Source organism: Kineobactrum salinum (genome assembly GCF_010669285.1).
Lineage (GTDB): Bacteria > Pseudomonadota > Gammaproteobacteria > Pseudomonadales > Halieaceae > Kineobactrum > Kineobactrum salinum.
This window is the reverse complement of the sequence record NZ_CP048711.1, coordinates 2114631-2138897: the sequence shown is the minus strand read 5'-3', so window position 1 is coordinate 2138897 and position 24267 is coordinate 2114631. Positions and strand designations below refer to the sequence as shown.

The 24267-nt window shown below is 61.4% G+C and carries 25 protein-coding genes and 2 pseudogenes; 18 read left to right on the top strand and 9 right to left on the bottom strand.

The window, feature by feature from the left end:
- The first annotated feature begins 409 nt into the window (after window positions 1-409).
- The 6 genes from G3T16_RS09220 to G3T16_RS09200 are packed head-to-tail and all read left to right on the top strand — an operon-like array spanning window position 410 to window position 6557.
- On the top strand, window positions 410-2128 hold the full coding sequence (locus G3T16_RS09220) for a N,N-dimethylformamidase beta subunit family domain-containing protein (protein ID WP_163494853.1): 1719 nt from the start codon (window positions 410-412) through the stop codon (window positions 2126-2128).
- A complete protein-coding gene (locus G3T16_RS09215; RefSeq protein ID WP_163494852.1) occupies window positions 2121-2555 on the top strand; it encodes an SRPBCC family protein in 435 nt (144 codons plus the stop codon). Before G3T16_RS09220 ends, G3T16_RS09215 begins: the two co-directional genes overlap by 8 nt.
- Before the next feature lie 43 nt (window positions 2556-2598).
- Window positions 2599-3213: a TonB-dependent receptor plug domain-containing protein gene (locus G3T16_RS21090; protein ID WP_197911981.1), complete on the top strand. Its 615-nt coding sequence runs from the start codon at window positions 2599-2601 to the stop codon at window positions 3211-3213.
- A gap of 14 nt (window positions 3214-3227) precedes the next feature.
- Window positions 3228-4985 carry a TonB-dependent receptor gene (locus G3T16_RS09210; protein WP_197911980.1) on the top strand — a complete coding sequence of 586 codons (1758 nt, stop codon included), beginning with the start codon at window positions 3228-3230 and terminating at the stop codon, window positions 4983-4985.
- A gap of 56 nt (window positions 4986-5041) precedes the next feature.
- On the top strand, window positions 5042-5386 hold the full coding sequence (locus G3T16_RS09205) for a TIGR04076 family protein (RefSeq protein ID WP_163494850.1): 345 nt from the start codon (window positions 5042-5044) through the stop codon (window positions 5384-5386).
- Between the two features lie 19 nt (window positions 5387-5405).
- On the top strand, window positions 5406-6557 hold the full coding sequence (locus tag G3T16_RS09200) for an aldo/keto reductase (protein ID WP_163494848.1): 1152 nt from the start codon (window positions 5406-5408) through the stop codon (window positions 6555-6557).
- A gap of 200 nt (window positions 6558-6757) precedes the next feature.
- Here the strand turns inward: G3T16_RS09200 and G3T16_RS09195 are convergent, their stop codons facing one another.
- Window positions 6758-7630 carry a YicC/YloC family endoribonuclease gene (locus G3T16_RS09195; RefSeq protein ID WP_232059325.1) on the bottom strand — a complete coding sequence of 291 codons (873 nt, stop codon included), beginning with the start codon at window positions 7628-7630 and terminating at the stop codon, window positions 6758-6760.
- Window positions 7631-7780: 150 nt separating this feature from the next.
- Between G3T16_RS09195 and rph the strand changes: the two genes are divergently transcribed.
- A complete protein-coding gene (rph, locus tag G3T16_RS09190) occupies window positions 7781-8500 on the top strand; it encodes a ribonuclease PH (RefSeq protein ID WP_163494846.1) in 720 nt (239 codons plus the stop codon).
- Between the two features lie 32 nt (window positions 8501-8532).
- On the opposite strand, the gene G3T16_RS09185 is transcribed toward rph, so the two are convergent.
- Window positions 8533-9297, bottom strand: coding sequence for an exodeoxyribonuclease III (locus G3T16_RS09185; RefSeq protein ID WP_163494844.1), 765 nt, complete (start codon window positions 9295-9297; stop codon window positions 8533-8535).
- A gap of 171 nt (window positions 9298-9468) precedes the next feature.
- Between G3T16_RS09185 and pyrE the strand changes: the two genes are divergently transcribed.
- Window positions 9469-10116, top strand: coding sequence for an orotate phosphoribosyltransferase (gene pyrE, locus G3T16_RS09180; RefSeq protein WP_163494842.1), 648 nt, complete (start codon window positions 9469-9471; stop codon window positions 10114-10116).
- Between the two features lie 36 nt (window positions 10117-10152).
- Window positions 10153-10821, top strand: a complete 669-nt coding sequence (locus tag G3T16_RS09175; protein ID WP_163494841.1) for a hypothetical protein — start codon at window positions 10153-10155, stop codon at window positions 10819-10821.
- An 18-nt stretch (window positions 10822-10839) separates the two neighbouring features.
- Here the strand turns inward: G3T16_RS09175 and slmA are convergent, their stop codons facing one another.
- The 4 genes from slmA to coaBC all read right to left on the bottom strand — a co-directional run bounded on the left by slmA (window position 10840) and on the right by coaBC (window position 16318).
- Window positions 10840-11502, bottom strand: a complete 663-nt coding sequence (gene slmA, locus G3T16_RS09170) for a nucleoid occlusion factor SlmA (RefSeq protein ID WP_163494839.1) — start codon at window positions 11500-11502, stop codon at window positions 10840-10842.
- Window positions 11503-11605: 103 nt separating this feature from the next.
- Window positions 11606-12508, bottom strand: coding sequence for an acetylglutamate kinase (argB, locus tag G3T16_RS09165; RefSeq protein WP_163494837.1), 903 nt, complete (start codon window positions 12506-12508; stop codon window positions 11606-11608).
- Window positions 12509-12549: 41 nt separating this feature from the next.
- Entirely contained in the window at window positions 12550-15120 is a 2571-nt protein-coding gene (locus G3T16_RS09160) for a phosphomannomutase/phosphoglucomutase (RefSeq protein WP_232059324.1), read from the bottom strand.
- The gene (coaBC, locus tag G3T16_RS09155; protein ID WP_163494836.1) at window positions 15113-16318 is read right to left on the bottom strand and encodes a bifunctional phosphopantothenoylcysteine decarboxylase/phosphopantothenate--cysteine ligase CoaBC; all 1206 of its coding nucleotides are present in this window, start codon (window positions 16316-16318) and stop codon (window positions 15113-15115) included. Before coaBC ends, G3T16_RS09160 begins: the two co-directional genes overlap by 8 nt.
- 105 nt (window positions 16319-16423) lie before the next feature.
- Between coaBC and radC the strand changes: the two are divergent.
- From radC to G3T16_RS09130, 5 genes and pseudogenes are all read left to right on the top strand, one after another.
- A pseudogene (radC, locus tag G3T16_RS09150) lies at window positions 16424-17097 on the top strand (RadC family protein).
- 151 nt (window positions 17098-17248) lie between these two features.
- Window positions 17249-17485 (top strand): 50S ribosomal protein L28, encoded by a 237-nt coding sequence (rpmB, locus tag G3T16_RS09145; RefSeq protein ID WP_163494834.1) that lies wholly within the window; start codon window positions 17249-17251, stop codon window positions 17483-17485.
- A 26-nt stretch (window positions 17486-17511) separates the two neighbouring features.
- Entirely contained in the window at window positions 17512-17667 is a 156-nt protein-coding gene (gene rpmG, locus G3T16_RS09140; RefSeq protein WP_027950179.1) for a 50S ribosomal protein L33, read from the top strand.
- A gap of 53 nt (window positions 17668-17720) precedes the next feature.
- On the top strand, window positions 17721-18533 hold the full coding sequence (gene mutM, locus G3T16_RS09135; RefSeq protein WP_163494832.1) for a bifunctional DNA-formamidopyrimidine glycosylase/DNA-(apurinic or apyrimidinic site) lyase: 813 nt from the start codon (window positions 17721-17723) through the stop codon (window positions 18531-18533).
- Window positions 18534-18598: 65 nt separating this feature from the next.
- Window positions 18599-18952 (top strand): hypothetical protein, encoded by a 354-nt coding sequence (locus G3T16_RS09130; protein ID WP_163494830.1) that lies wholly within the window; start codon window positions 18599-18601, stop codon window positions 18950-18952.
- A gap of 199 nt (window positions 18953-19151) precedes the next feature.
- Here the strand turns inward: G3T16_RS09130 and coaD are convergent, their stop codons facing one another.
- The 3 genes from coaD to rsmD form a co-directional block, all read right to left on the bottom strand.
- Window positions 19152-19637 carry a pantetheine-phosphate adenylyltransferase gene (coaD, locus tag G3T16_RS09125; protein ID WP_163494828.1) on the bottom strand — a complete coding sequence of 162 codons (486 nt, stop codon included), beginning with the start codon at window positions 19635-19637 and terminating at the stop codon, window positions 19152-19154.
- A 74-nt stretch (window positions 19638-19711) separates the two neighbouring features.
- Window positions 19712-19828 (bottom strand): hypothetical protein, encoded by a 117-nt coding sequence (locus G3T16_RS22455; RefSeq protein ID WP_269473296.1) that lies wholly within the window; start codon window positions 19826-19828, stop codon window positions 19712-19714.
- Between the two features lie 14 nt (window positions 19829-19842).
- Window positions 19843-20310: a 16S rRNA (guanine(966)-N(2))-methyltransferase RsmD gene (gene rsmD / locus G3T16_RS09120; protein ID WP_269473280.1), complete on the bottom strand. Its 468-nt coding sequence runs from the start codon at window positions 20308-20310 to the stop codon at window positions 19843-19845.
- 118 nt (window positions 20311-20428) lie between these two features.
- On the opposite strand from rsmD, the pseudogene ftsY reads away from it, so the two are divergent.
- The 4 genes and pseudogenes from ftsY to rpoH all read left to right on the top strand — a co-directional run bounded on the left by ftsY (window position 20429) and on the right by rpoH (window position 24235).
- Window positions 20429-21603 (top strand): annotated as a pseudogene (gene ftsY, locus G3T16_RS09115) (signal recognition particle-docking protein FtsY).
- The gene (ftsE, locus tag G3T16_RS09110) at window positions 21600-22262 is read left to right on the top strand and encodes a cell division ATP-binding protein FtsE (protein WP_163494826.1); all 663 of its coding nucleotides are present in this window, start codon (window positions 21600-21602) and stop codon (window positions 22260-22262) included. Before ftsY ends, ftsE begins: the two are co-directional and overlap by 4 nt.
- Complete coding sequence (gene ftsX / locus G3T16_RS09105) at window positions 22259-23248, top strand: permease-like cell division protein FtsX (RefSeq protein WP_232059323.1); 990 nt, start codon at window positions 22259-22261, stop codon at window positions 23246-23248. Before ftsE ends, ftsX begins: the two co-directional genes overlap by 4 nt.
- A gap of 132 nt (window positions 23249-23380) precedes the next feature.
- Window positions 23381-24235 (top strand): RNA polymerase sigma factor RpoH, encoded by an 855-nt coding sequence (gene rpoH, locus G3T16_RS09100; RefSeq protein WP_163494824.1) that lies wholly within the window; start codon window positions 23381-23383, stop codon window positions 24233-24235.
- Window positions 24236-24267 lie beyond the last annotated feature (32 nt).

Sequence of the window (24267 nt, the reverse complement as noted above, 5' to 3'; positions counted from 1 at the left end):
ATATTCTCCGGTTTTTTGGTGAACAGTAGGTGCGGAAATGCCTTTGAGTCCTGTTGTAGGTTACATGGACGCTCTTCATCTGGCGCCTGGCGAAACCTCCACGGTACGGCTGAGCGCCCCTGCCGAGGTTGATGTCAGACTGGTGCGTCTGGCGGCCCGGGATAGCGATGTTTGCTCTCTGTCTTCGCCCATTGATGGGAATTATACGCCGGGCGAACATTCACTGCCGCTGGGAAGCTGCATGATCGCGGAAGCAGGCCTTCCGCCCCCAAAGGAACCCACCTGCTCCCTGTGGATCTGGCCGACAGATCCGGCTCGCGGTGAGCTGCAAGGGATAATTTCCTGGGGTGAGCACTCCGGCTTGTTTCTCTCAAAGGAAGGAAAGGTTGAGGCCCGCTGGGGAGGGCGCATGGTCAGCAGCAGCGCACCTTTGCGGCCCCAGCGATGGAGTTCCATCGAACTGGATTACAGCGATGGCCTGCTCTCGCTGAGCGTTGAAGCCCTGGATGGCTGCGAACGCTTCGCTCTTGAATCCATTGACGGTGGAGATATGGATTCTGATGCTGGTCTGTCATCCTTCTGTCTGGCGGCCATAACCGGGCCACAAGGGCGACACTCCCATTTCGACGGCAAGATAGCGCGTCCGGAAATCCGCGACGGCGGGAGGATTGCAGCGACCTGGGCAATGGGCAGCACTCCCGCCAGCCGTACCGTTGTCGACACCAGTGGGAATCAGCGCCACGGTACGCTGCTAAACCGGCCACAGAAGGGCATGACGGGCCCCGAATGGGCTGGAGACAGCTCGGGCTGGAGCGAAGTACCGGAGCAGTACGACGCTGTGGCTTTTCACCGCGATGACCTGTCCGATGCAGGATGGCCGGGAACCTTCGACTTCACTGTGCCGGAAGATCTGCCCAGCGGTGTCTATGGCTTCGAGCTTTGCTGCGGAGAATGCAAAGACACCATTCCATTTTTCGTTACGCCGCCGGCGGGCACGAGGACTGCACCGATAGCCTTCGTGGTGCCGGTTTTCAGCTACCTCGCCTACGCCAATGAACGCCACTGGTGGCCGAACCCGGGCATCGAGGCAATTGCCGGGGCACCCCTGGAGGAAATTGTCGGACCCATGGAGCGCTGGGCAGAGGAACAGGAACTGCTCAGCTTGTATGATTATCACAGCGATGGCACTGGCAATGCGCATGCATCTCTGCGCCGGCCGCTGGTGAACGTCCGCCATGATTATAGGCATCCCCTGCTGCGCGGCCCACACCAGTTGAGTGGCGATATCATCACGCTGGACTGGTTGCGCCGGACAGGGCAGCCGGTGGACATCCTGACGGATTACTGTCTCCACGAGCGCGGAGCTGAGGCCCTGCGCGATTATCAATGTGTGATCACCGGCAGCCACCCCGAGTATGTTACCACCCAGATCCTGGATGCTTTCGAGGTTTATGCTACATCCGGTGGCAATATCATGCATATGGGCGGCAACGCATTTTACTTTGTCGTTTCTGTGTACGAAGAGGAGCCCCACATTATTGAGGTTCGGCGTGGTCCGGGAGGCACCATCCCCTGGCAGTCGGCGCCGGGAGAGTTCCGCCAGGCGGCCACCGGGGAGCTCGGAGGACTGTGGCGCTGGCGCGGACGCTCCGCCCACAGCCTGTTCGGTACGGGCACGTCGGCGGTCTCCTTTGAACCCGCCCGCCCCTTCGTCATAGAGCCCTCTGCATTGGATAACCAGGCGACGGCATGGATATTCGAGGGCATTGACGGTCCCCAGGTCAACTCCGTCGGCAAACTGTTCGGCGGCGCGGCCGGCTTTGAAATGGACGCGATGCGACATGACCTGGGCACCCCCTGGGATACAGTGAAGCTCGCGCAGGCAGGTGATTTCGGTGCAATGGCTTTCCAGGCCATTGAGGATGTAATCGGTACTGGTCCGCTCTGCGAAGCGTTTTGTCACCTAGCTTATCGCAAATTACATTCCGGAGGACAAATATTTTCTGCGCCTTCGATTTCCTGGACCTCGTGTCTTTCAGATGACACGGACGGAAACCCCGTAGCCTTGATAACCAGTAATGTTCTTGGACGATTTTTGAGAGGGGATGAGGAGAAAAGACATGCCTGACTACGACAGCGCCAATATATCAATGACAGTCCCACTATCCGCTGAATCTGCCTACGCCGCCTGGCTCGATCCGGCGGTTTTGCCGCTGTGGCTTGCACCTCCCCCTTACGAGTTGATTCACGCTGAGGTCGAGGCGTGCGTAGGAGCGAGCTACCGGCACGACACCGTGGGACCTGATGGCGAACATGTGGTCACCGGTGAGTATCGGGAATTACAGCCCGGTAAACGGATTGTCAAAACGTGGAATTACAGCGGACCAAACCCCGTACCGCGGCGGGAACCCACCCTGGTTGAGGTGGAGTTCTGTGCTGGTGAGGGCGGCACAACGACGATCACCATCACGCATTCAGGGCTTCGCGACACTACGGAAAATACGCATTACACACAGGGCTGGACGCATTGTCTGGACCGAATGAAACGGCTCTGAAAACGACCCTCTGTATTTCCTGAACATATAAAAGGAGTAGCTCGTGAAGAACTACCGAAAGAAAATACTCGGCAGTCGAATATCGGCCCTGGTGCTGGCGGTACCTTTTTCGCTGCCGGGGGTTGTGCTGGCACAGGTTGCGGACAGCCGAACAAAGAGCGCGGCTGCACTGGAAGAGGTGGTGGTCACAGCGCGGCGCCGGGCTGAATCCATTCAGACCGCACCGTTGTCGGTTTCCGCCTTCAGCACTGAGGCGATTGAGCGACGTAACATGAACTCGGCTGCGGACGTTACGAATTTCGTGCCCAATGTGCAGTTCGACTCCGCTGCCAGTGAATCTGGCGGTGGAGCCTCCAGCCAGATCAATATCCGTGGTATCGGACAGACTGACTATGTCATTACCGTAGAGCCCGGGGTAGGGGTCTATCTCGATGGGGTATATGTCGGCAAGTCCATGGGGTCGCTGCTCGACACTATTGATGTGGAGCGACTGGAGGTACTGCGTGGCCCCAGGGTACCTTGTTTGGCAAGAACACCATCGGCGGTGCAATCCAGGTATCCTCCAAGCGTCCCAGCGAAACCTTCGAGGCTACCGCGGATATCACTGTCGGGTCCTACGACCGCAGGGATTTCAAGGGTGCTGTTTCGGGACCGGTGACAAAGTCGGTGAGAATGCGCGGCTCAGCCGCCTACCAGAGCCGTGATGGCTTCGTTAAACGTATCAGGCCCGACGGTACCGATACCGGGGAACGCCAGGGCGATGTTGACCGCCTCAGCGGACGATACGTGATCGAGGCTGATCTCACTCAAAATCTGATGGCAACCGTTTCCCTGGATGGCACCCGCATCCGTGAGCAGACGCCGGGAACAGCTGTCTTGAAGGCGAATGGTGAAGGCGGCCTCCCCGGTTTGTTCAATGCCGGGGTACCGGGCGGCGTCTGTCTTCCCTCCGCCGGAGAGTCGCGCTTTTCCAATCCCTACTGTTACAACGAACAGTATGCGACGGAACTGGACTCCCATCGCACAACCGCTTCAGGTGGCAACCAGTCGGATACCGATGTTGCCGGCGCCAGCGTGAAAGTGGATTGGCAGCTTGATGGGTTCGATCTGACATCCATTACAGCCTATCGCGACGTGCAGGTCGACATCGCGCAGGATCTTTATGGCTCGCCGTATTTCTACGGGTTCATTGAGCAGGATATAGACTGGTCTCAGTTCAGCCAGGAATTCCAGATCTCCGGCGAGGCCGCGGACGGACGGCTGCACTATGTCGGCGGCCTGTACTACAGCCGTGAGGACGCCACCCAGCGTTTCCCTGTGGATCTGCTGCTGGTGCGGTTTCTTTCGGGTGGCAAGGTGAAAAACGAAAGCTCCGCTGTTTTCGGACAGCTTAGCTATGATCTGACCGATCGCTGGTCCCTGACCGTGGGGGGACGTTATACCCGGGACGAGCGACAATTCAATCCCGGGCTGCAGCAGGTTGAGGGCTACGACTACCATCCGACAATCGAGATACCAGGCTTCGTTAACCTGGTTACCGGGGCTTTTGGTGCGCCCGGCACGCCCATTTTCCCGGCCGGGTGGTACAAGCGCACAAGTACTGCTTTCAACCCCATGGCGTCGCTGAGCTACAACTTCAGCGACGACGTCATGATGTACGCGAGCGCGTCTGAAGGCTTCAAGGGCGGCGGTTTCACCATGCGCTATTTCCCGCCCATCATGCCCGATCCGGGAACCGACCCGGACGATATCATCTCCTATGCCGGGCCGGAAGAAGCGGTTTCATACGAAGTGGGGCTGAAGTCAGAGCTGTTCGACCGCCGGTTGCGTCTGAATATCGCTGCCTTCTATACCGACTACGAGGATATACAGGTTACGTACGTCATTGATCCCGACGGTCCCGGACCTATCGGCGAGTTCGTTCCCGTGCTGGCCAATGCCGGTACGGCAGAGATCAAGGGATTGGAGGTAGAGCTTAGCGCCGCTATCACTGGTTGGCTGACGATCGACGGCAGCCTGGGTTACATCGATGCGGAGTACGTGGATTTCACCGCCGATGCACTGGCCAACTTCCCCGACGCATTCTCTCTGGAACTGCAGAACACGCCGGAGAGAACCGCCAACATCGGGGCGACGATCACCTTCTTCGATACCGAAAAGGGTTATTCCTTCGGTCGCCTCGACTATAGCTATCGAGACGAGCAGTACAAGGAGTTTTCGAATGACCCGGCACTGTTGCAAAGCAGTTACAGCATTCTGGGGGCCAGTGTGACCTACATGACCCCCGATGAAAAATGGGAAATGACATTCGGGGGATCGAACCTGACTGACGAGGCCTACATCGTGAGCGGCGAGACCAGTTCGGAATACAGCCGGGCTGTGGTTTCGCGGCCGCGGGAATGGTACGCGCGGATCAAATACCACTTCTGATGGAAGCCCGGACGAAGACGGGGAAATAATCATGAAACGAGATTGGAGCGAGCGCTATGCATGACGACACATATGAACTGTATGACCTCAAGGTGGAGGTGACCTCCAGCGATGACGGTAGACCCATGGTTTGCCAGCATCGGCTCGGGGATTATTTTACCGTCACCGATGACGACCTGATCGAGTTTCCCGAAGGGGTACGTTTTCCCATGTACCCGCTGGCAGCGATTCTTCCATTGCTGCCCGTGAAGCAGCGCGAAACACATCCCAACGACTGGATGACGACCGACGCCGTCATAGCCTGCCCCGATCCGAACTGTGGCGGCCGTTTTCTCATCACCCGAGGGGAAAAGAGAATCTACCGTCACAGTGAACAAACCGTTACTGAACTAAAACGATAGATACGCAGGAGGAAGCAGAATGACAGTTGAGCGATTCACGATACGCCCGGATTTCGACCTGGTCCGCATACCCAAGGGCAACTGGCAGCTTGCCGATGATCACAGTGGCCGCCAGTTCGATCAGACAGAAGTCAACGAACACTTGACGATGTATGTCGAAGCAGGGATCGATACCTTCGTTTGCGGCGATATCTACGCGGGAGTGGAAGAGCGCCTGGGAAGATTTCGCGATTACTACCGCGACCTTCGGGGCGCAGCAGCAGCAAGTAAAATCAAGGTACTCACTACCTATGTGCCCTATTTCCTCGAGAAAGAAAAACTCAGGAATCACAGCAAAGCCGATGTTGAACGGGTTGTCGATCGCTCTTTGAAGCGTCTTCGTCAGGAGCGGCTGGATCTCGTACAGATGCACTGGTGGGACTACTCAATCCCCGGCAGCGTGGACATGGCACTGTGGCTCCAGGAGTTGCAGTGTGCAGGTAAGATCCATCATATAGGCGCCACCAATTTTGATGTGCCGCACATGCGAGAGTTCTTTGACGCCGGTGTGGATGTAGTTTCTCTGACCTGCCAGTATTCCTTGCTCGACAGCCGCCCGCTCAATGGCATGATTGAGCTGTGTCGCGAGCATGACTGCTACTTGCTGTGCTACGGAGTGCTCGGTGGCGGTCTGATCAGCGAGAGATGGCTCGGTGTGCCCGACCCGGGCGGGCCTTATCTTGAGAACGTATCCCTGGACAAGTACTACCGCATCATTCAGGACATGGGTGGCTGGGAGCTGTTCCAGGAGTTGCTGTCCGTACTCAAGAGCATAGCCGACAAACATCGCGTCAGTATTGCGAACGTGGCGTCGCGCTACATGCTGGACCAGGATCAGGTGGCTACGATCAATATCGGCGCCAGGGATGCGAGCCATTTGGAGGATAACCTCCGGGTATTCGGGTTTGCATTGGATGCCGATGATATGGCAAAGCTGCAAACTGTACTGGAGAAGCGCACTGGTCCCAAGGGAGACGTATATGGCATTGATCGTGATGAGTGCAGGGATGAGCTCGAAGAGGTCAAGACCGAATATTACGATGTGGAAGACGGCCAGTTAATCAAGAAGACCCGCGACCCGGTGCTGTTGACCGGAGATGCCGCCTACGGCCATCACCTGCATCAGCATTGAAGACTGAATCGTGGCGACCAATCACGTAGACAGGCTTTCGGTATATATCGCAGCCGGATTAGTATCCGGCTGCGGTGCTGCTGTATTTCCTGCTCATACATTCGATGCGAGCAAGCCGGTCGAGTCCGAGTCCGGCGCAAACAGCTTCTGATTGACTATAGTGACCTGGCCATTGATACAGCCTCGAACATCAGTGCCTATCATTCAATGTTCTGGACCTGCTCGCGCATCTGTTCGATCAACACCTTCAGCTCTACCGCCCCCTGGGTGCCGCTGGTGGAAATCGATTTGGAGGACAGGGTGTTGGCCTCGCGGTTGAGTTCCTGCATCAGGAAGTCCAGGCGGCGGCCGCAGGGGCCGCCCCTGGCCAGAATGTCGCGGACTTCCTCGACGTGGGCCTGCAGGCGGTCCAGTTCCTCGTCTACATCCGCTTTTTGCGCCAGATAGACCAGTTCCTGCTCCAGCCGATCATTGTCGACTTCCACCTGCAGTTCTGCCAGGCGGGCCAGCAGGCGTGTGCGCTGCTGTTGTTGCAGCGCGGGCAGCAGGTCGCGGATGGTCGCGGCTTCCCGTTCCACCAGCGTTATGCGCTCCCCGATCATGGCGGCGAGGCGTGTGCCCTCTCGTTCGCGGTTCGCCGCCAGCGCCGCCAGTGCGGTATCGAACAGCGAACTGGCGCTGCCGAGCAGGGAATCTTCGTTGGTTTCGGTGGCGCAGCAGACACCGGGGAACTGCAGGATCTCCAGCGGGCTCAGCGGCTGGCTGCGCGGCAGCAGACCGGCTATTTCCCGGGCGGCGTCCAGGACCCGTTGCAATTGTTCGCGATCGATCGCCAGCGCAGTGCCGCCGCCCGCCTGCGCCTGCAGCCTGAAGCTGCACTCGAGCTTGCCGCGGTTCAGGACACGGGCAGCCTGCTCGCGCAGTTTCGGTTCCAGGCTGCGCAGTGCATCGGGCAGTTTGAAGACGCAGTCGAGATAGCGATGGTTTACCGAGCGCAGTTCCACGGTCAGGTTGCTGTCCCCGACACTGGAGGACTCACGGGCAAAAGCTGTCATGCTGGCGATGGTCGACAAGGTCCGGTCCTGGTCTGCTCCTGGGATTGTGAGTCTAGCAGCTGCCGGCAGTGTCTCACAGGGTCAAACCGGCCGCTGGCGGCGGGGTTTTTCTGCAGTCTGCTGCGCCCTCAAGTATACTGTCGCCCCTCAAATTACATGGAGTAAGTCATGCAACGACCCAGCGGCCGTGCCCCGGCAGACCTGCGCGCAATCACACTCACCCGCAATTTCACCTGCCATGCCGAGGGTTCGGTGCTGGTGGACTTTGGCGCTACCCGGGTGATCTGTACCGCGTCGGTGGAAGCCGGTGTGCCGCGCTTCCTGCGCGGCAGTGGCAGTGGCTGGGTCACCGCGGAATACGGCATGCTGCCCCGCTCCACCGGCTCGCGGATGGATCGGGAGGCCGCCCGCGGCAAGCAGGGCGGCCGCACGCTGGAAATCCAGCGTCTGATCGGCCGTTCGCTGCGCTCCGCGGTGGACCTGAAGAAGCTGGGTGAGTTTACCATCACGGTGGATTGTGATGTGATCCAGGCGGACGGCGGTACCCGTACTGCAGCCATCACCGGGGCCTGTGTGGCGCTGGTGGATGCGCTCAATCACCTGCAGCGCAAAAAGCTGCTCACCACCGATCCGTTGCGGCAGATGGTGGCGGCAGTGTCTGTGGGCGTATTCCAGGGAGTGCCGGTGCTGGATCTGGACTACCGGGAGGACGCCAGGGCAGACACTGACATGAATGTCGTCATGGGTGAAGATGGCGGCTTTATCGAGGTCCAGGGCACCGCCGAGGGCAAGCCTTTTCAGCGCGCGGAAATGGATGCCATGCTGGATCTGGCGGTGGCGGGCATAGGCCGGCTGTTCCAGCTGCAGAAGGAGGCGCTGGCCGGCTGAGCCAGCCTGCGGAAACCGGGCCTGGTGACAGGCTACAGCTCGATATCGTAATCCATGATGACCGGGGCGTGGCTGGAGAAATGGCGCAGCTTGTAGATGGCGCCATAGTCCACCGCGTATTTCAGGCCTTTGGAGACGATCTGGAAATCGGTGCGCCAGCCGTTGCTGCCCGGCTCGCCGTCGGGCCACCAGCTGAATTCGTCGCGATCCGAATTGATTTCGCGGAACGCATCGACATAGCCCGATTCCAGCAGTTCGTCCATCCACTGGCGCTCTTCTGCCAGGAAGCCGGAGTGGTTGCTGTTGCGCTCGGTGTCCTGGACATCGGCGGCCGTGTGGGCAATATGCCAGTTGCCGCAAATGATGAACTCCCGCCGCTTGTTGCGGATTTTTTGCAGGTGGTTCTGCAGCAGGGTATAGAATTCGGTTTTGCGCGCCTGTTGCCCGGCGTTGCCATCCTCTGCACTGGGGGCCAGCAGGCAGCCGACGCTGAGATTCTCATAGTCGGCCTGGATATAGCGGCCTTCCATGTCGAAATCCGCGAATCCCAGCCCGGTCATTATGGCCTTGGGCAATTGCCGGCAGTAAATGGCGACGCCATTGGCCTTGCCGTCGACATCGTCAAAGAAGTAGGCGTTGTACTCTTTGGGGAAGAAGAGATCGTCCCGCAGGTCATATTCCGCGCAGCGCAAATCCTGCACGCAGACAAAGTCCGCGTCCTGTTCACCCAGCCAGTCGTAAAAGCCGTTTTTGGCGGCATTCTGGATGCCGTCCGCGCTGAAACTGATGATCCTCATTCATGGCCCCTTGCCGAGAGAGCGTGTATCATACCTGAGCCGCTGCCGGTGTCCTATACTGCTGTACTGAGTGCGCCAGCCAGTGAAGACCCGCCATGATAGCCGCGCAGCCGGTAAAGCGTAACCCCAAACGGGGGAAAACGCAGCCTTTACCCTGCACCGGATTAGAGCATGCATCCATATCAGCTTGAATTCATTGAACTGGCCCGGCGCTGCGATGTGCTCAGGTTCGGCGAATTCACCCTCAAGTCCGGCCGCATCAGCCCCTATTTTTTCAACGCCGGTGCGTTTGCCAGTGGCGCTGCCCTGGCCGCCCTGGGGCGTTGTTATGCCCAGTGTATCGCAGCGTCCGGGATCGCCTTTGACGTGCTGCTGGGCCCTGCCTACAAGGGCATCCCGCTGGCGGCGGCCACTGCGATCGCGCTGGCCGACCGGCACGGCATGGACGTACCGTTTGCGTACAACCGCAAGGAGGCGAAAAACCACGGCGAAGGGGGAACCCTGGTGGGAGCCGCGCTGCGTGGCCGGGTACTGGTGATCGACGACGTGATCACTGCCGGTACCGCGGTGCGCGAGGTCATTGGAATGATCGAAAGCAACGGAGCGACGCTGGCGGGGGTAGCGATCGGGCTCGATCGCCAGGAGCGCGGCAGCGGCGAGCGCTCGGCGATTCAGGAGATCGAGGCTGAGCACGGCATCCCCGTGCTCAGCATTATCGATATGAGCCATATCATTGACTATCTTGCCAGCGCTGCCGGCGACGACCAGGCTGATGCCCTGGTAGCCATGCGTGCCTATCGGGCGCGCTATGGCATCTGACTTGTCTGCATTTGCGCCAGCATCTATATTGATGCCATGAATTTCAGCCGTCCCCTGTCAGCCGTCGTGGTTTCCCTGGTCCTGGGCTGTCATTCCCAGTTGGTCCTGTCCCAGGGCACCGAGCTCTACCGCTACCGCAACAAGGAGGGCAATGTCGTTGTCGACCATCGGGTCCCTCCGGAATACGTGAGTGAGGGCTACGAGGTGCTGAATGAACACGGCGTGGTGGTCCGGGTGGTGCCGCGTTCGTTGACGGAAGAGGAACGTGCGGATATCAGCGCCAGGCGCAACCTGGCGGACGCTGCATTGAAGGAAGAGGAACGTCTGCGCGAATGGGACGAGTCACTGTTGTTGCGCTACAGCGCCATTGCCGATATCGAAGCGGCCCGTGACCGGGCGCTGCGCGAGCTGCGGATCCGCGTCAGCATCCTGAAAAGCAACCGCCGTTCGCTGAAGGCGCAGGTGGAAAATTACCAGGCGCAGGCCGCCGATATGGAGCGTCGCAAACAAAAGGTGGATGAGGCCCGTCTCGAGAGCATTGCCAAGCTGCAGCGGGATATCTCCGCCACAGAGCGCCAGATCGCGGAACGCGAGCGCGAAATCGACGAAGTTGACGCCAGTTTTGGCCGTGATATCGAACGCTTCCGGATGCTGGAAGAGGTGGTCAAGCTGCGCGGCAAAATGGCCGCCGATGATCTGAAGTAGACCTCGATCCCGGGGTATCTAGTCGCGAGCGGGGCTGCTCAGGGCCTCGCCAACTTGCGGGCCGGTCTGGCCCGGTGTCACGCTGGTCATTGCCTCGCGGAAAAAGCCGCGCATCAGCAATTCCCACTGCTCGTTCCAGTTCACCGTGGGCGAGCGGCTAAAGCCACTGCGTACGAATTGCGCGATGCGGCCCTCGGCTGCTGCCATCAGCAGATTGGCGGCGGCGCTCAGGTTGATGCAGGGGCGCAGGCCCTCGCGCAATTCGGCCTCCCGGATGACCTGTTTCAGCTGGGTCTCGTAGCGATCGAACAGCTGGGCGACCCGCTGGTGCAGGCGCGAGGTTTCCCCCGACAGGGCGTCGCCGGTAAGAATGCGGGTGATGCCGGGGTTGCGCTCAGTGAAGCTGAGCAGCAGGAGCAGCATTTTTTCACAGCGGCGGGCGGCATCCGGCTCTTCATTGAGGATGATGCTGATACGGGAAAAGAGAGTGTCTTCGATAAACTCGATGAGTCCCTCGAACATCTTGGATTTACTGGGAAAGTGGCGGTACAGTGCCGCTTCCGAAACGCCCACCTCGCGCGCCAGACCGGCCGTGGTGATGCGGCTGCCGGGACTCGCTTCCAGCATCCGGGCCAGGGCCTCGAGGATTTGCTGGCGGCGTTGGGAATTCTTGGGTGGCATGGCGCTCACGGTCTGCAGCTGATCGGCCAATGCTAGCGACTAGCCGCCCTGCCTGCAATAAGTCATCGGCTATTGCGGCAGCTTTTTGGTCACTCCATAATGTCTAGCCGGGCCGGCTCGTAATCAGCGTGCCGATGCCGACATCGGTAAAAATCTCCAGCAGCACCGCGTGGGGTACCCTGCCGTCGACGATGTGGGCGCTGGCGACCCCGGACTTGACCGCATCGAGGGCACACTGGATCTTGGGCAGCATGCCGCCACTGATGGTGCCGTCGGCGATCAGCGCGTCAACCTGCCGGGTACTGAGGCCGGTCAGAATATTGTCTTCCTTGTCCAGCAGGCCCGGGACATTGGTCAACAACATCAGCTTTTCCGCCTGCATCACCTGGGCGATTTTGCCCGCCACCAGATCGGCATTGATATTGTAGGTGCTGCCATCCTGGTCCACGCCGATAGGCGCAATGACCGGAATGAAGTGGCTGCCGAGGATCACCTGCAGCACCTCTGTGTCGATCTGCTCCACCTCTCCGACATGGCCGATATCCACGATCTCCGATGCGTCGAGCTCGGGACTGTAGCGGTTTACCTTGAGCTTGCGGGCGCGAATCAGCTGCCCGTCCTTGCCGGTCACGCCGATGGCCTTGCCGCCTGCGCGGCTGATGGAGGAGACGATCTCCTTGTTGACGCTGCCCCCCAGTACCATTTCCACTACATCCATGGTCTGGCTGTCAGTCACCCGCATGCCGTTGACGAACTCGGTGTGGATATTGAGCTTTTTCAGCAGCGCGCCGATCTGCGGCCCGCCGCCGTGAACCACCACCGGGTTCATCCCCACCAGTTTCATCAGCACCACATCGCGGGCGAAACTCTCATGCAGGGCGGGGTCTACCATCGCGTTGCCGCCGAATTTCACCACGATGGTCTTGCCGGTAAAGCGTTGAATATAGGGTAATGCCTCGGTCAATACCCGGGCGATGTTCATTGCAGATTCGCGATCCAGTGACATAGATATTCCAGCCCGGCGGTCATGCCGGCGCATAACAGGTTTCAGAAAGTGAGTTCAAGCTCCGGCTCTATCTCCGCCAGTTGCGACCTGAAGTTGTTCATGATGGCTTGCAGAGACTGCGGATCGGAGGCTTCGAAGCGTGCGGTCAGGGCGGGGCCGGTGTTGGATGCCCGCAGCAAGCCCCAGCCGTAGTTGAAGTCCACCCGGATACCGTCGAGGGTATTGATCTTGCCGTCGGGAAAACTCGCCTGTTCGATGAAGCGCCTGACCAGCGCAAATTTCTTCGATTCAGGTACCGGGATCAGGATCTCGGGAGTGCTGGTGGAGGCGGGCAGCGCCGCCACCAGTGCCGTCAGGGTTTCCCCCATGTTGCTGATGATCTCCGCCAGCCGCGCCGCTGCGTACATCCCGTCGTCGAAACCGTACCAGCGTTCACCAAAGAAAATGTGTCCGGAAAATTCACCTCCCAGCAGGGCGCCGGTTTCGGCCATCTTCTCCTTCATGAAGGCGTGGCCGGTCTTCCACAATACCGGGCGACCGCCGTGTTTGGTTATGACCCTGGCCAGGTTACGGCTGCATTTGACATCAAAGACCACGTCGGTGCCCGGATTCCTGGCTACCACATCCTCTGCGAAGATCATCAGCAAGAGGTCTGTACGAAGAACTTCTCCGCTGCCACTGACCACCGCCAGGCGGTCGCCGTCGCCGTCGAAGGCGACGCCAAAATCAGCCTGCTCGCGGGTTACTGCTGCGACCAGGTCGGAGAGGTTTTCCTCCCGGCTGGTGTCGGGAGGGCGATTGGGAAAACTCCCATCCAGCGTGCAGTACAGTGGCACCACCTCGCAGCCCATCTCGGTGAACAGCCGCGGCGCAATTTCGCTGGTGGCGCCATTGCCGGCATCGATAACCAGTTTCAACGGTACTGGAATGGCAATGTCACCGACGACCTCATCGATATAGGCGGGCAGGATGTCGGTTTCGGTCAGGCGCCCCTCGCCCTGGCAGAAATTGCCCTCCAGGGCACACTCGCGCAGGCGCTGGATCACGCTGGCAGCCATGGTGTGGCCTTTCAATATGATCTTGAGGCCATTATCGGCGGCCGGATTGTGGCTGCCGGTAATCATCACACCCGAGCTACAGTTCAGGTGCCGGGTGGCAAAATACAGCAAGGGCGTAGGTACAATGCCGATATCGATCACATTGCGGCCGGTCTCCAGCAGCGCCTGGACCAGGGCCTGCCTGATACGGGGACTGGAATGGCGTCCGTCGCAGGCCACCAGCAGCGCGGCCTCATTCTTTTCTGCCGCCAGGGTGCCGAGGGCACGGCCGATCAGGCCTACCGCGGAATCATTGAGCTCAGTCTCGGCATGGCCGCGAACGTCGTAGGCGCGGAAGATGTGTGCCGCCAGTACCTGGCTGGCCCCGGGCCCTGTTCCGTCGCTGCTATCTTCCTCGAGCTCCAGTTCCAGGAAGTGTTCGGCGGCACTCCCGGCATCCTCTTCGTCAAGCATGCTGGTGTTCTGAAACAGCGGGTCGGTGAGGTGGTGATCCGTCAGGATCTCGGGCGGGTCCGACAGTGGCGCGGACGCCGCTGTGACATCGGCCTCGAATGGCAGGGAGCCCGTGTACAGGCGGCGCAACAGCCTGCCCAGCGGCACCAGTGGGGGAAAAGTCAGGTGCAGCCGGGACTTCAGCCTGGCATCGGAAAGGATTCGCTCCACATCCCAGGTCAGTAACCGGGGTAGCCACAGCGCAACCAGTAACAATCCTGCCAGCACCCCGGCCAGCGCCAGCAGCAGCGCCAGATGCAGTGGCAGCGAGCTGATAGTCAGGCGCTGCAGCAACGTCTGCGACGGGGTAAAACTGACCTGCCAGGAGGTGCCGGGTACCGCCGCTGTAGCCCGGTAGGCGGCACCCTCGGCGCTGGCCTGGCCCAGTCGAAGCACATCGTTGCCGTCAGAGCCGTACAGTTGCTGGAGCGTGACTTCTCCTATCGAGTTGTCGACCAGGCGCAGACCTGCCGTCAGAGCTTCGGCGCCCAATGTGGCCAGAATTACGGCCCGGCGCGATCCCGGGTCATCGCTGGTTATCAGTTCGGCAAAGGAGGAGTACACCTCTTCCCCCAGCAGGTAGGACTCAGGCTCCGGTTCCTGTCCATCGGCGGCGCGGCGGACCAGGTCGACCTCAATATGGTTGCGCAGACCGTGGCTGCCCTCGCTCAGGGTGGCAGTGCCCATATCGGTGATGGGCACCAGCTGCAGGCTGGTCAGCTCGGGAAAGAATTCCAGCAGCCGGCCCTCGAGTTCGGCCAATTCCTGTTCATTACTGGACAACAGCGCCCGCTGCCCGAGCACGGATCTGGCGGCCTCGCCGAGCCGCTCATGCAGGCCGCGGGCCAGGTGATGAATATTGCTGGCCTGGGCATTGGCATAGGCTGCGCTGATATGCTCCAGCTGACGGGCTTCCAGTTGCGGTTCCCGCAGCAGGGTGAGCCAGGCAAAGCTGGCCAGCAACGGCGTCACGGCCAGCAGCAGGGCGATGCCGATGACGCGATGCAGGACATTGCTGTCCGCTCCGACAGCATTGGCACTGATTTGTTGTTCTCTATTCACTGGAGTTCTTCATCTGCTTTGCGATCAGGGCGATGATGCGCCGGGCTATATTCAGTTTGGAGGCCTGCTCCAGGACCTCGCTGCCGCCAGGCCAGAGCACAGTAGCGGCATTTTCGTCACTGTTGAAGCCTATGCCGGCCCCGGCCACGTCATTTGCCACTATCATGTCGAGCTGTTTGTTCTCCATCTTGGCCTGGGCGTACTCCAGCAGCTTGCTGGTTTCGGCGGCGAAGCCAACAGTAAAGGGGGCTGCAGAACTGGCCGCCACGGTGGCGACAATGTCGGGATTGCGGACGAGTTCCAGGCTCGACCGCTCGGCCCCCTTCTTGATCTTCTGGCTTGCGAACGTTGCGGGCCGGTAGTCTGCCACTGCGGCGCAGGCAATGAAGATATCGCATTCGGGCAACAGCTCCAGGCACTGGTCGAGCATCTGCTGGGCACTCTCGACATCGACGCGCCGCACGTGGGCCGGCGTTGCCAGTTGCACCGGGCCACTGACCAAGGTGGTGCGGGCACCGGCATCCACAGCGGCCCGGGCCAGCGCAAAACCCATCCGGCCCGAGCTGTGGTTGGAAATGTAGCGCACCGGATCCAGTGCTTCCCGCGTCGGACCTGCAGTAATCACCACCCGTTGGCCGGCGAGCAGGCCGCTGTCAAACAGTGCGGCGGCGTGTTGCGCAATTGCAGCGGGTTCTTCCATCCGCCCGGGGCCGACGTCACCGCAGGCCTGGACTCCGGCGGCGGGGCCGACAAAATGCATGCCGCGCTGTTGCAGGGTGGCCACGTTGGCCAGCGTGGCGGGATCATTCCACATCTGCTGGTTCATGGCAGGTGCCAGCAGGCGCGGTGCGGCAGTGGCCAGCGCTACGGTGGTGAGCAGGTCGTCGGCCCGGCCCGCTGCCAGCCGCGCCAGCAGGTCGGCAGTGGCCGGAGCGACCAGCAGCAGGTCTGCCCAACGGGCCAGTTCGATATGCCCCATGCCCAGTTCTGCCTCGGCATCCAGCAGTTCGGTGTGGACCGGCTTGCCGGACAGTGCCTGCAGGGTCAGCGGGGTGATGAATTCCTGCGCGCCGCGGGTCATGATCACCCGCACCTCGGCGCCGAGCTCCCTGAGCTGACGCACCAGTTCAGCCGATTTGTAGGCCGCAATTCCGCCGCTGATGCCCAGCAGGACATTGCGATTAAAAAGATGTGCCACTGTGGCCGCCCAATTGGGAAAATGGAGTCAAAAGGTGGGCCAACAATACCACCACGCTGGCGGATTTGACACCGCTGGCAGCGGATGGCCAGGGAGGGCAGATCCATGTCGATGAAACACTGGGGCGAGGGCGAGGGACCACGGGACAAACTGTTGCAGCGTGGCGCCAGCGCACTGTCGGATGCGGAACTGGTGGCGGTCTTGCTGCGCACCGGTCGCCGCGGGCAATCGGCGCTGGAGGTGGCGCGTGAGCTACTGGGCCGCTTTGGTACCCTGGCCGGCTTGCTGGCGGCGGCACCGGCAGAGGTGTTGGCCTGTCCGGGCCTGGGGCCGGGCAAGTACGCCCTGCTGCAGGGCGCGCTGGAGCTGGCCCGGCGCCGGGCCCTGGAGCAGGCGCAGGGCGGCAGCGCACTGTGCAGCCCGCACCAGACCCGGCGCTTCCTGCAACACCACCTGGGGGGCAGCAGCGGGAAGTGTTCACCTGCCTGTTCCTGGACAACCAGCACCGCATCCTGCGTTGCGAGGATCTGTTCTACGGCACCCTGGACGGGGCGGCAGTCTATCCGCGCGAGGTGGCGGTGCGCGCGCTGCAGTACCATGCGGCGGCGGTGATCCTGGCGCACAATCATCCCTCCGGCGTCGCCGAGCCCAGCCAGGCCGACCGCCGGATCACCGAGCGGCTGCAGTCTTCCCTGGGCCTGCTGGACATCCGCGTACTGGACCATGTGATCATTGGCCGGGGCCAGAGCTATTCCTTCGCCGAGGGCGGCCTGCTCTGAATGCCGCTGACCGCCGTGTTTGCGGGCCTGCTTTTGCTTGCGAAGGAGGTTGCCTTCTGGTATAAAGTCGCGCTCCGCGCGGCCGGGGTACCCTGAAGACGAGCCTGGCCATACCACTAAAACAGTTCCCGTAGTAATGGGAGAGGCAATCATGGCAAGAGTCTGTCAGGTCACCGGCAAGCGCCCGGTCACCGGAAACAACGTATCCCACGCAAAGAACCGCACCCGCCGCCGTTTTTTGCCGAACCTGCACCACCACCGGTTCTGGATTGAATCCGAGAAGCGATTTGTGACCCTGCGCGTGTCCAGCAAGGGCATGCGCATCATCGACAAAAAAGGCATTGACCAGGTCCTGGGCGACATTCGCGCCAGCGGCATCAGGGTCTGAGCGGCGACAGCTGAAGGAGCAGAGCCATGAGAGACAAGATCAGAATGATTTCGTCAGCCGGTACCGGCCATTTCTATACCACTGACAAGAACAAGCGCACCACCCCCGACAAGCTGGAAATGAAGAAGTATGATCCGGTGGTACGCAAGCACGTGATGTACAAGGAAGGCAAGATCAAGTAAAGGTCCGCCTGATGCCTGTACCCGTGAGACCCCGGCCACTACCGGGGTTTTTTATGCCTGAATTGCCGGAAGTGGAGACCACCCGCCGCGGGGTCGAGCCCTGGAGCATCGGCCAGCGGATCGTCCGGGTCGAGGTCCGCGAGCCCAGGCTGCGCTGGCCGGTGCCGGCCGAGCTGCCGGCACGGCTGCAGGGGCAATCCATCGCCGCAGTGGAGCGGCGCGCCAAATACCTGCTGTTCCACACCGCCGGCGGCAGCCTGCTGGTGCACCTGGGCATGTCCGGCTCACTGCGCGTGATCCGTGATGCCCATCCGGCGCAGCGCCACGACCATGTGGACATTGTACTGGCCAGCGGTGACCGGCTGCGCTTCAACGATCCGCGCCGCTTCGGCTGCATGCTGTGGCTGCCGCCCGGTGAGGACCATCCGCTGCTGCAGCACCTGGGGCCGGAACCGCTGCTGGAGGCATTCTCGGGAGAGCTGCTGTACCGGCGTTCCCGCGGCCGTCGCAGCGCGGTCAAGACCTTCATCATGGACGCACGCACGGTGGTGGGTGTCGGTAATATTTACGCCAACGAAGCGCTGTTTCTGGCCGGCATCCACCCGCAGCGGGCCGCGGGACGCATATCCCTGGCTCGCTACGAATGCCTGGCGGAGCGGATAAAGCAAGTGCTCACTTCTGCTATAGACCAGGGTGGCACAACACTACGGAACTTTGTTGGCGGAGATGGCAAGCCCGGTTATTTTGCCCAGCAACTGTTTGTCTACGGCCGGGGTGGTCAGCCCTGCAAGCGCTGCCAGGCACCGTTGCGGGAGTCCCGGCTGGGCCAGCGCACCACGGTCTATTGCGTGGCCTGTCAGCACTGAACAGGCTATAGTACTCTTTCAAGGCACCCAAGCCGGAGGGACCGCAGTGGTCCGGGGAGTGGAAGATGAAAACAAACAGCAGACTGCGCCGCCTCACGGCCCTCACCCTGGTGGGCTGCCTGGGCCTGTCCCAGCTGGGCTGGACCCAGGAGGCCATTGATGAAAGCCCCTCCGCGGGAGAAATGGTGGGCGATTTGCTGATCGCCCGGCCGCTGGGCCTGGTGATGACCGTCGGCGGCACCGCTGCATGGATTGTCAGCCTGCCCTTTACGCTGATGGCCGGCCACGCCGGCGAAGCCGCGGAAACCCTGATGGTGGGGCCGGCGGAAACCACCTTCCTGCGCTGCCTGGGCTGCCGTGAGCCCGGTTACACCAACAAGGACATCGAGCGCCACCGCGAGCGTAAGGAAGGGATGTAGTTCACGGTCAGTAGTGTTCATCCTGGACACACGCCGGTGTAAGGTCAGCGTCCTGGGAGGGTGCTTTCGAGACCGTTTGCAGCATGGATGCTGCAACCGAGCCCCCATGGATGGGTTCACGGCGTGTCTCGAAAGCACCCTCCCAGGACGTTGACCGGGCTACGAAGTCCAAAATCTCCTGAAGTAAGGTTTAGATCTCCTAGCTTTTGAATTTGGCCTGCAATGCGCGGGCCACCGGGGCCGGTACGAAGGCTGTGATATCACCCTGCAGCGATGCGATCTCCCGCACCAGCGACGACGATATGTAGGACAGGTGCTCCGAGGGGGTCAGGAAAACGCTCTCGAACTCCGGGTCCATCGCCCGGTTCATATTGGCGAGCTGGAATTCGTATTCAAAATCTGCCACCGCCCGCAGCCCCCGCAGCACACAGCGCGAGCCCTGGCTGTGGGCGAACTCGATCAAAAGGTTGCTGAAACCCACTACCTCCACGTTGTCCAGATGTTGCAGGCAGTTGCGGCACAACTCCACCCTTTCCTCCAGCGAAAACAGGGGCGTCTTTTTCTCGCTGTGGGCGATGGCGACCACCACCTTGCCAAACAGCCGCGCCGCGCGCTCGGTCAGATCCACGTGACCGTTGGTAATCGGGTCGAAGGTGCCGGGGTAAATCACGGTATGGGTTTTCATTGCGGGACTCGCGATCAGGATGCCGGACCGGATGGTAAACACTCACTGTTGCTTGTGCAAACCCGTGCCTGCCCTCAGGGCTGGTAACGATACAGCCGGTAATTCACCGCGCCGGCGGTTTTATCGCGGTACAGTTGCCACTCCCCGGGCGCCGGAGGAAGGGCATCGCTGGTCGCCGTTTCAACGTAAATAAACGCTTCCGGGTTCAGCCGGTCGTGGTTTTGCAGAAGCTCCCAGCTGGGGCCACCAGCTCCTGGCCGAAGGGAGGATCCAGAAACACGATGTCGAAGCGCTCGCTGCCGCGAGCCAGGAAGGTTCCGGCACTGCAGTGATGGCAGGCCGCCTGGTCTTCGGCACGCAGATCGCGCAGGTGCCGTCGCACTGCTTCTACACTGGCCCGGTGGGTGTCGACAAAGTCGCAGTGCGCTGCGCCGCGGGACAAGGCCTCCAGTCCCAGCGCGCCACTGCCACTGAACAGGTCGGCGCAGCGGGCGCCACGAATTGCGCCAGCCAGCCAGTTGAACAGCGTCTCGCGCACCCGGTCGGTGGTCGGGCGCAGGCCTTCGCTGGCCACGAAATCGAGGCGCCGGCTGCGCCAGCGGCCGCCTATAATGCGCAGCGTGTTGCGCCCGGCGGACACCTGTTGCCGCCCCTGGGAGCGCTTGCCTGCCATTTCTCCGTCCCGTCCAAGAGTGATAGGATAGCCAGTCTTCCAGACGTCTCATTGCGCACTGACGGCGCCGTCAAGATGGCTGACGATATCACCTCGCAGGACACGCAGCACGACAGTTATGAAATTTTTCAAACGTAAAAAGCCTGCGGATGATGCCGCTGGGCCTGACGCCCGCGAAGCCGCCGACACCGCGCGTGAAGCCGGGCCGCCGCCGGCTGCTGCCAGCGAGCATGCCGCCGAGCCGGTCGTCGCCACCCCGGTGCCGGCCCCGGACGCCCTGGTACCGACGCCGGCAGAGGATGAGCCAGTGGTGGCCACAGAGCCCGCTGCCCCCGCCACGCCCGCAGAGAGGGACACAGAGGAGGCAGGTTTCTTCGCCCGCCTGCGGCGCGGATTGGGGCGCACCAGCGATAATCTGGTGCAGGGCCTGGGCACCTTGTTTCTGGGGCGCAAGGAAATCGACGAGGACCTGCTGGAGGAACTGGAATCGCGGTTGCTGCTGGCGGATGTCGGTGTCGAGGCAACCGTGGAGATTATCGGTCGTCTCACCCAGCGTGTGTCACGGCGGGAACTGACCCGTCCCGAGGCGCTGGAGACTGCGCTGCAGGAGGAGTTGCAGGAATTGCTGCAGCGTTGTGAGCAGCCTCTGCAGGTCGGTGGCAAGACACCCTTTGTGATCCTGATGGTGGGGTCAACGGGGTGGGCAAGACCACGACCATCGGCAAACTGGCCCACCGCTACCGGGCCGAGGGCCGCTCAGTCATGCTGGCGGCCGGCGATACCTTCCGCGCCGCGGCGGTGGAGCAACTACAGGTCTGGGGAGAACGCCACGGAGTGCCGGTGATCGCCCAGCACACCGGCGCAGACAGTGCTTCGGTGCTGTTCGACGCGCTGCAGGCCGCCAGGGCCCGCAATGTGGATGTACTGATTGCCGATACCGCCGGACGATTGCACAACAAGGACAATCTGATGGAGGAGTTGCGCAAGGTGGTGCGGGTACTGGGCAAGCTGGATCCTGAGGCGCCACACGAGGTGATGCTGGTACTGGATGCCGGCACCGGCCAGAACGCACTGGCCCAGGCCAGTCAATTCCAGCAGGTTGTGGGCGTGACCGGCCTGACCCTGACCAAGCTCGATGGTACCGCCAAGGGTGGCGTAATCTTCGCTATCGCCCGCAAGCTCGGTCTGCCGATCCGCTTCATCGGTGTGGGCGAAAGCGCCGAAGACCTGCGCCCCTTTGCCGCGGAACCCTTTATCCGGGCGCTGTTCGCGGGTGATGATCGGCGCGAATGATCACCTTTGACCGTGTGGGCAAACGCTATGCGGAGGGGCATGACGCCCTGAGTGAGATCAGTGTTGAAATCCGTCAGGATGAACTGGTATTTCTGACCGGCCACTCAGGGGCGGGCAAGAGCACGCTGCTGCGGCTGATCATGCTGATGGAGCGGCCCACTCGCGGCCAGGTGATCATCGACGGCCAGAATCTCGCTGCGGTGAAGGCCCGGGGCATTCCCCGCCACCGCCGCAATATCGGGGTGGTGTTCCAGAATCACCAGTTGTTGCTGGACCGCACAGTATTCGACAACGTCGCGCTGCCGTTGGTGATCGCCGGCTACGACCAGCGCGATATCGGACGCCGGGTGCGGGCGGCGCTGGACAAGGTTGGCCTGTTGCCCCGCGAGCGCGCCCTGCCGGTTACCCTGTCCGGTGGCGAACAGCAGCGGGTCGGCATCGCCCGGGCGGTGGTGGCGAGGCCGAAGATCCTGCTGGCGGACGAGCCTACCGGTAATCTGGACCCGGCACTGTCGGCTGAAATCATGCAATTGTTCGAAGCTTTCAATCAGGTGGGTGTCACAGTGCTGATTGCCAGCCACGATCTGGCACTGATCTCCCGGCTGCGCCATCGCATACTGACCCTGCGGGAAGGGCGTCTGGTAGGAGGCTACCCGTGACAGTGCAGCGCTCCCGGCCGGGTACGGCCGCTCCGCGGCGCGAGGGAGCCAGCGCCAGCCGCACCAGTCTGCGGCAGCGTTATCGAGCCTGGCTGGCGCATCACCGGCAGTCCGCTGCCGACAGTCTGGGCCGGATCCTGGACAATCCCGTGGCCAGCATGATGACCTGGCTGGTTATCGGCATTGCGATGGCCCTGCCCGCGGCACTGGATGTGGGACTGGACAATGCCCGCGCTGTCAGCGACAGCTGGGAAAGCCCGGCCCAGATCTCCCTGTTCCTGAAGGATACACTCGACCCCGCGGAAGGCGAGGCGCTGCGGACCGAGCTGGCGGCAAGGGCGGATATCGAGGCGGTGGTCTACCTGCCGCGGGAGGCGGCGCTGCAAGAATTCAGCGATCTGTCGGGCTTCGCCGACGTACTGGACAGTCTGGAACGCAATCCGCTGCCGGACGTCCTGCTGGTCACGCCGCTGGCGGACGGCATCGCGGTGGAGGCTGTGCATCGGCAGCTGGCCGCTGACGAACGGGTGGCGGAAGCGGTGTTGGACATGGCCTGGTTGCAGCGCCTGAATTCCGCGATGGAGCTGAGCCGGCGGTTGGTACTGGCGCTGGCGGTGGTGCTGGTGGCCGGTGTGGTGCTGATACTGGGCAATACCATCCGGCTCGCAATCGAGAGCCGTCGGGAGGAGATCGTGATCGTCAAGCTGGTGGGTGGCAGCAATGCCTTTGTGCGCCGGCCCTTCCTTTATACCGGTCTGTGGTACGGCGTGGGCGGCGGAGTCTGTGCCGCGCTGCTGGTGGCGGTGGCGCTGTGGTTCCTGGATCAGCCGGTACGGGAGCTGGCGCAGCTCTACCAGAGCAATTTCCGTCTCGGCGGACTGGGCGTCATGGGCAGCCTCAACCTGGTGCTACTGGGTGGTCTGCTGGGACTGGCCGGTGCCTGGCTGGCGGTATCCCGGCACCTCGGCAGCATCGCTCCGCGATAGCGCAACACCGCGGCCAAGCTTTTGTTATTAATAAATAAAATGGGGTGCGCAGGGGGCGACGAAACTTTTCCGAGATTAGCACTCTAACAAAATGAGTGCTAGACTTGGTCCATCGAATCTGGAGAAATCCGCATGAGCAAGACCCTGCAGCCCATTGACCAAATGGTCCCTGGTGCCAATCTCGCAGCCTATGTACAGGCCATCAGCAGTATCCCACTGCTGACGCCGGAGCGGGAGCGGGAGCTGGCCGAGGACCTCTACTACAACGACAATGTGGAAGCCGCCCGTGCCCTGGTGATGTCACATCTTCGCTTCGTGGTGCATATCGCGCGCAGCTACTCTGGTTACGGTCTGTCCGAGGCCGACCTGATCCAGGAAGGCAACGTCGGACTGATGAAAGCGGTCAAGCGCTTCAATCCAGAGAAGGGCGTGCGCCTGGTGTCTTTCGCAGTGCACTGGATCAAGGCGGAGATGCATGAGTTCATCCTCCGCAACTGGCGTATCGTCAAGGTTGCCACCACCAAGGCCCAGCGCAAGTTGTTTTTCAACCTCCGCAGCGTCAAGAAGAGTCTGGCCTGGTTGAGCCCGGAAGAGGTCCAGGCGGTCGCCAGCGACCTGGGTGTGGATATCGCCGAGGTGCAGCGCATGGAGGGCCGTCTCAGCAGCCGCGATGTGGCCTTTGATCCGGCGCCGGACCAGGACGAGGACGACAGCTGGCAGTCGCCGCAGTATTACCTGCAAGACCTGCGCAGTGATCCCGCATTGTCAGTGGAATCCGACGACTGGCAGGAAAACAGTGAAGAACAGTTGTACCTGGCCCTGGGAGGCCTCGATGACCGCAGCCGTGATATTCTCGCCCGGCGCTGGCTGGCCGAGGAAAAAGCCACCCTGCATGAGCTGGCAGCGGAATATCAGGTATCAGCCGAGCGCATCCGTCAGTTGGAACAGAACGCGATGAAAAAACTGCGCAGCGCAATTGCCGCCTGATTTCAGACCCCGGGTGTGGCTCTGGCCGCGCC

Coding starts and splice junctions, on each gene's coding strand:
- G3T16_RS09220 (WP_163494853.1), top strand. CDS start 410: ATGGTCAGCAGCAGCGCACCTTTGCGGCCCCAGCGATGGAGTTCCATC.
- G3T16_RS09215 (WP_163494852.1), top strand. CDS start 2,121: ATGCCTGACTACGACAGCGCCAATATATCAATGACAGTCCCACTATCC.
- G3T16_RS09210 (WP_197911980.1), top strand. CDS start 3,228: ATGCGCGGCTCAGCCGCCTACCAGAGCCGTGATGGCTTCGTTAAACGT.
- G3T16_RS09205 (WP_163494850.1), top strand. CDS start 5,042: ATGCATGACGACACATATGAACTGTATGACCTCAAGGTGGAGGTGACC.
- G3T16_RS09200 (WP_163494848.1), top strand. CDS start 5,406: ATGACAGTTGAGCGATTCACGATACGCCCGGATTTCGACCTGGTCCGC.
- rph (WP_163494846.1), top strand. CDS start 7,781: ATGCAACGACCCAGCGGCCGTGCCCCGGCAGACCTGCGCGCAATCACA.
- G3T16_RS09185 (WP_163494844.1), bottom strand. CDS start 9,297: ATGAGGATCATCAGTTTCAGCGCGGACGGCATCCAGAATGCCGCCAAA.
- pyrE (WP_163494842.1), top strand. CDS start 9,469: ATGCATCCATATCAGCTTGAATTCATTGAACTGGCCCGGCGCTGCGAT.
- G3T16_RS09175 (WP_163494841.1), top strand. CDS start 10,153: ATGAATTTCAGCCGTCCCCTGTCAGCCGTCGTGGTTTCCCTGGTCCTG.
- slmA (WP_163494839.1), bottom strand. CDS start 11,502: ATGCCACCCAAGAATTCCCAACGCCGCCAGCAAATCCTCGAGGCCCTG.
- argB (WP_163494837.1), bottom strand. CDS start 12,508: ATGTCACTGGATCGCGAATCTGCAATGAACATCGCCCGGGTATTGACC.
- rpmB (WP_163494834.1), top strand. CDS start 17,249: ATGGCAAGAGTCTGTCAGGTCACCGGCAAGCGCCCGGTCACCGGAAAC.
- rpmG (WP_027950179.1), top strand. CDS start 17,512: ATGAGAGACAAGATCAGAATGATTTCGTCAGCCGGTACCGGCCATTTC.
- mutM (WP_163494832.1), top strand. CDS start 17,721: ATGCCTGAATTGCCGGAAGTGGAGACCACCCGCCGCGGGGTCGAGCCC.
- G3T16_RS09130 (WP_163494830.1), top strand. CDS start 18,599: ATGAAAACAAACAGCAGACTGCGCCGCCTCACGGCCCTCACCCTGGTG.
- coaD (WP_163494828.1), bottom strand. CDS start 19,637: ATGAAAACCCATACCGTGATTTACCCCGGCACCTTCGACCCGATTACC.
- rsmD (WP_269473280.1), bottom strand. CDS start 20,310: ATGGCAGGCAAGCGCTCCCAGGGGCGGCAACAGGTGTCCGCCGGGCGC.
- ftsE (WP_163494826.1), top strand. CDS start 21,600: ATGATCACCTTTGACCGTGTGGGCAAACGCTATGCGGAGGGGCATGAC.
- rpoH (WP_163494824.1), top strand. CDS start 23,381: ATGAGCAAGACCCTGCAGCCCATTGACCAAATGGTCCCTGGTGCCAAT.